Raw genomic sequence first — 3,102 nt, 5'->3', positions numbered from 1 at the left:
AGGGTACTCATGGCTTCTTTACGACAACGAAACTTCCTGCAATATGAGCGTTGGGGCGTCGCGATTCAGCGCACGCGTCTGGTTGCAGGTTTGAAGACGTTCTTCTCGCCCGATTGGAGGAAGAACGCTGTCACCGGAGCCGCATCCCTGCTCACAGGTCGCAGTGAGTTTTACCCATCGGCCTGCCTTCCCCCACCATCATCGTTGCAAGTGTGCCGCAAGCGGCCAGGGCACAAACGCTACTGCAGCCCATCCAGGTACGCCTCACTGTCGTCCACCGAGAACTCGATCCACATCGGCAGGTGGTCGCTCATCTGGTAGGTGCGCCATTCGTTGAAGCTGCTGCCGCGCCCTTTGCGCACGGTGGCGTAGGCGGCTTCGTCGCGGTAGACGTGTTCGTAGAAGTTGAAGATGCCGGCGCGGCCGGTGGTGCTCATCTTGGACAGCTTGCGGTAGTAGGCGATCTGGTCGTAGTGCTTGTTGCGTGCCACGTTGCTGCCGGGCAGCTGCTGCAGTTCGGCTGGCACCACGAAACCGGCGTCGGTGATGGCCTGCAGGGTGACGTCTTCACGGCTGAAGATGTTGAAGTCACCCAGCATGATGAGGTTGCCAGGGTCGCTGACCTTGCCGGGTTCGTACTGCGGCGCCGTGCTGTACTTCTCGGCGTTCTTGGCGGTGGTCTGTGCGAAGTCGGTGATCTCTTGCAAGCGGCGCGGGTCCACCGCCACGCTTTTGCCGTAGTAGATGTGCGCGGTCAGCAGGGTGAGGTAGGCCCAGCCGGCCCGGAAGCCGGCCACATAGGGCGATCGCGCGAACTGCAGCGGTTCGGTGGTGGCGCCGGGTTTTTTGGGCAGCACCAGCTCGGCCGCGAGGCCGGTGAACGAGACCTTGCGCCGGTCGTACAGGTAGGCCATGCGCTCGGAGTTGCCCGAGGTGCCGAGCGTGACGTCGGTGACGATGAAGTCCCACCAGCTCCCGAGGATGCGCTGCAGCCGTTGCAGCGGGTACAGGCTCTGGCGCAGTTCCTGCACGGCCACCAGGTCGAAGCGGCTGAGGATTTCGGCGATGAAGTAGTAGCTTTCATCGCTGCGCGGGCCGTAGCGCCCGGCGTCGAGTTCGCGGATGTTCCAGGTGGCCAGCAGCAGGGTGTCGTTGGTGGACTTGGCCGGGATCTGCGCCGTCAGTGCGGGGCGCAGTGCCTTGAGACCGGCGATGGTGCGGGCGCGTTCGGCCGCGTCCTTGATGGCCTTGATGCCGCTGTAGTAGATCATGCCGGCCCCCTTGCAGCGCCCCGCATGGGGCGGGGCTCGGGCCATTATGCGGAGCAGCGGCGGCCGGGGGAATGACCGGCCAGCGGCTGGATCGGACGTTGATGTTGCCGGCCTGCAGAGCGTGGGCGTCCGGTCCGATGTGCGCAGGGGCGTGATACCCTTTTCTGCGTTGTCCTGGTGCCGCTGAGACGGCGCCTGGCCCCGGCGTCCGCTCGCTGCATGACGGCGCCGCTGGCGGACGGGACACACGTCAACTGCCTGGAGTCCGCACTTTGAAATCTGCGCCCTTGTCGCCCCGCATGCCCTGGTTTGCGCGCTGGTTCACGCCAGCGCCGGCGACGGACGCATCACCGGCGACCCAGGCCGACAGCGCCGACGGAACGGCGACGGCAGACGTTGCTGGTAAGCCAGTGGAGCCCGGTGAGCGGGTTGCAGGTCAGGTCCTGCTGGACCTGCTGCGGCTGGCGGCGCGAGAGCGCGCGCCCGTCAGCCTGAACCTGCCAGAGCTTGACCGGTGGGTGCCCACCACGCTCGTGGGCATGTCAGGTGATGGTCGGCAGCTCTACATCCGCCCGCCTGCCGACGCCGCACTGGCAGCGGCCATGACAAAAGGGGCGCGCTTGAACCTGATGCTGCGCAGCCAGGGGCAACTGCTGCTCATGAGTCTGGAAATGGATCGGTCGACAGGGAGCGGTCACCAGGCTTGCTACGCCGCATGGCTGAGCGACATCGCCATCTCGGCACAGGCACGCGCCTGGCGCCGGGTCTACCTGCCGGGTTCGCGGCGGATCTCGCTGGTCCGGCCGCTGACCGACGGAAAGTCCCTGGTGTGCCGTGTGATCGACCTCAGCGAAGGGGGCCTCGGCATCGCACTGCCTGAAGGCACCACCCTCCCGGTGGGGCCGGGCGACCACTGGGCGGTGGCGCGGCTGGAAACACCTTCCGAGTCGATCGGACCGTTGGAACTGGAGGTGTGCAACGTCCGCAACGAGAACGGGCAGCGGCAGCTGGGACTGCGCATCACCCGCATCAGCGGCCCCGAGATGCAGCGCCTGCGGCGCCTGCTGATGCAGCTGCAGACCTTTCGCGCAAGGCCGTAGCGGGCCAGCGCGCCGGTCCACGTCCGGCGCTGCGCTTTCTGTCAGACGTCGATGTTGCCGGCGCGCAGAGCGTTGGTCTCAATAAAGTCCCGACGCGGTTCCACCTCATCGCCCATGAGCATGGTGAACACGCGGTCGGCTTCGATTGCGTCGTCGATCTGCACGCGCAGCAGGCGGCGCACGGTCGGGTCCATGGTGGTTTCCCACAGCTGCTCGGGGTTCATTTCGCCCAGGCCTTTGTAGCGCTGGCGGGCGGTGGTGCGTTCGGCTTCGCTGATGAGCCACTGCATGGCCTGGCGGAAGTCGCCGACGCGTTCTTCCTTCTGCTTGTCGCCTTCGCCGCGCTGCACCTTGGCGCCTTCGCCCAGCAGGCCGCGGAAGGTGTCGGCCGCGGTGGACAGGGCGGCGTAGTCGGCGCCGTGCACGAAGTCCTGCGTGAGGATGCTGCTCTTGACGTTGCCGTGGTGGCGGCGGCTGATGCGCAGCACGGGCTTGTCGGTGCGCACGTCGAATTCGCCGGCCACTTCAGGCGGCACGCCGGTGGTACTCAATTCGGCCAGCTTGGCCTGCATGGCCACGGCGCTGGCTTCGGCTTCTTCAACGGTGTCGAGCTTGACGCTGACGCCGTCGGCCATGGCGCGCAGGGCTTCGGCGTCCATGAAGTTGGACAGGCGCTTGATCACGTTCTCGGCCACCTGGTGCTTGCGCGCCAGTTCGGCCAGGGTGTCGCC

At 66.4% G+C, this 3,102-nt stretch carries 2 protein-coding genes and 1 pseudogene; 1 reads left to right on the top strand and 2 read right to left on the bottom strand.

The features are described from left to right. Positions 1-239: 239 nt before the first annotated feature. Positions 240-1,271, bottom strand: coding sequence for an endonuclease/exonuclease/phosphatase family protein (locus tag ACR2JA_RS14420; RefSeq protein WP_434009771.1), 1,032 nt, complete (start codon positions 1,269-1,271; stop codon positions 240-242). A gap of 299 nt (positions 1,272-1,570) precedes the next feature. Between ACR2JA_RS14420 and ACR2JA_RS14415 the strand changes: the two genes are divergently transcribed. After that, on the top strand, positions 1,571-2,371 hold the full coding sequence (locus ACR2JA_RS14415) for a PilZ domain-containing protein (RefSeq protein WP_434009770.1): 801 nt from the start codon (positions 1,571-1,573) through the stop codon (positions 2,369-2,371). Positions 2,372-2,412: 41 nt separating this feature from the next. Here the strand turns inward: ACR2JA_RS14415 and gyrB are convergent. Then, positions 2,413-3,102, bottom strand: a pseudogene (gene gyrB / locus ACR2JA_RS14410) (DNA gyrase subunit B); the annotation flags it as partial.

It is taken from the genome of Hydrogenophaga sp., assembly GCF_051007235.1.
Lineage (GTDB): Bacteria > Pseudomonadota > Gammaproteobacteria > Burkholderiales > Burkholderiaceae_C > Hydrogenophaga.
This window is presented reverse-complemented; position numbering and strand designations above follow the sequence as displayed.

What these genes read in the sequence shown, in the direction of transcription:
- ACR2JA_RS14415 (WP_434009770.1), top strand. Translation starts at nt 1,571, where the DNA reads ATGCCCTGGTTTGCGCGCTGGTTCACGCCAGCGCCGGCGACGGACGCA.
- ACR2JA_RS14420 (WP_434009771.1), bottom strand. Translation starts at nt 1,271, where the DNA reads ATGATCTACTACAGCGGCATCAAGGCCATCAAGGACGCGGCCGAACGC.